Source organism: Aquidulcibacter sp. (assembly GCF_049239865.1).
In the GTDB taxonomy this organism is placed as follows: Bacteria; Pseudomonadota; Alphaproteobacteria; order Caulobacterales; family Aquidulcibacteraceae; genus Aquidulcibacter.
On the sequence record NZ_JBMLTR010000035.1, the window covers coordinates 1 to 1449 of the forward strand.

A 1449-nucleotide genomic window follows, 5' to 3' on the forward strand; every position below is an offset into this window, starting at 1 on the left:
GTCGAGTTGATGGTTTCTTTGGAATAGATGGTACCAACCAACCAATCCAACTTGCCCAACGAACCTGCATAGCGGAATTCTTGGGTGAAGTTATCAAACTCCGAGCCAGCACCTTCAGACTTCAGGCTGTAAACGACGTCAGCGCCGCTATAGTCCGAGTCAGCCCCTGCCGTACGCTTCCAATTGCGCTTTGCAGTCAGCGAGGTCAGCTTACCAAAGCCAACATCCCAATTCATCTCAAGGCTGACGCCAGCGTCTTCAATGTCTTGGTCGTAAGTGCGGTTGGCGCTCGCCAGATAGCTGTCGAGATTGCGGCTGGTTTGCAACGCGTTCGGCGAGATCTTGTTCAAGATGTCGGTGGTCGAAGGAACGCGAACGTCCTTGGTCCAAACAGCCGCCGCACAGCAAGCTTCTGCACGCGAAGCTTGATCCACGATCAGGCGTGCATCGAAAGTTTCGCTTGGGGTATAGAGCAATTGGCCGCGGATCGCATAATAATTGGTGTCGTTTGAATCCGTGCGAGCGGTGCCGTTATTGACGTTCATGTAGCCGTCACGAGCACGTGCGGTCACATACAAACGACCAGCCAACTTATCTTCGATCAGCGGACCTGTGATGCCGAGGCCAAGACCGCCCAAGCCATAATTGCCGAAGGTTGCGTCGCCGGAAGTGCCGAACTCAAAGCTTGGCTTCTTGGTGGTGACATTGATCAAACCAGCCGAAGTGTTGCGACCAAACAGCGTACCTTGTGGGCCGCGCAAGACTTCGATGGCGCGAATTTCACCCAGATCGCCAAATGCAACGCCGTTGCGTGCGCGGAATACGCCGTCGACAACGACACCAACCGAGGATTCAAGGCCGGGGTTCGAGCCCTGCGTACCGATACCACGGATGCGCGCCGTTACGGCGCCCGAGTTTTCAGAAACCGGCACTTGCAGCGATGGGGCCAATTGGGTCAGGTCGCGAATGTCTTTCACGCCGGCCGACTCAATGGCTTGGGCACCGATCGCGGTCACGGCGACCGCAACGTTTTGCAGCGCAGTTTCACGGCGAGTCGCGGTAACGATAATTTCTTCAACTGGCTGGTCGTCTTGCGCAGTCGTTGCTTGCTGTTGCGCAAAAGCAGGTGCAGCAAAAACAGAGGTCGCGCAGGCAGCCAATAAAAGGCCACGACGGCCCAATCGTTCAAAATTCATTTTTCTCTCCCAGAGAATGGTTGTTTTCAGCCTGATGTTTCAGGGCTGTTGATCCGCTAAACCCACGCAGCGCTTTCGCAACGCAAACCAGGCAAGCCTTACGTCGCCTATACGCACGGTTGACGTAAGGGTCGAGGGTGAAATACTGCAATCCTAAGTCACAATTGCGTGCTGTTGCCAAATCGTCACAACTTGGCGCTTCACCGAACCCTGAGGATGTTAAGCGCATGAAACTTGCTACAATTATGCACAA

At 54.6% G+C, this 1449-nt stretch carries 2 protein-coding genes; both read right to left on the reverse strand.

Annotated features, from left to right (window positions below; all coding sequences use genetic code 11):
* Positions 1-1196 (reverse strand): TonB-dependent receptor (locus ACOVRA_RS03100; protein WP_421719008.1); only part of this gene is annotated, 1196 nt, incomplete at its 3' end.
* A partial coding sequence (locus tag ACOVRA_RS03105) for a hypothetical protein (protein WP_421719009.1) occupies positions 1186-1449 on the reverse strand: 264 nt, incomplete at its 5' end. The genes ACOVRA_RS03100 and ACOVRA_RS03105, both read right to left, overlap by 11 nt.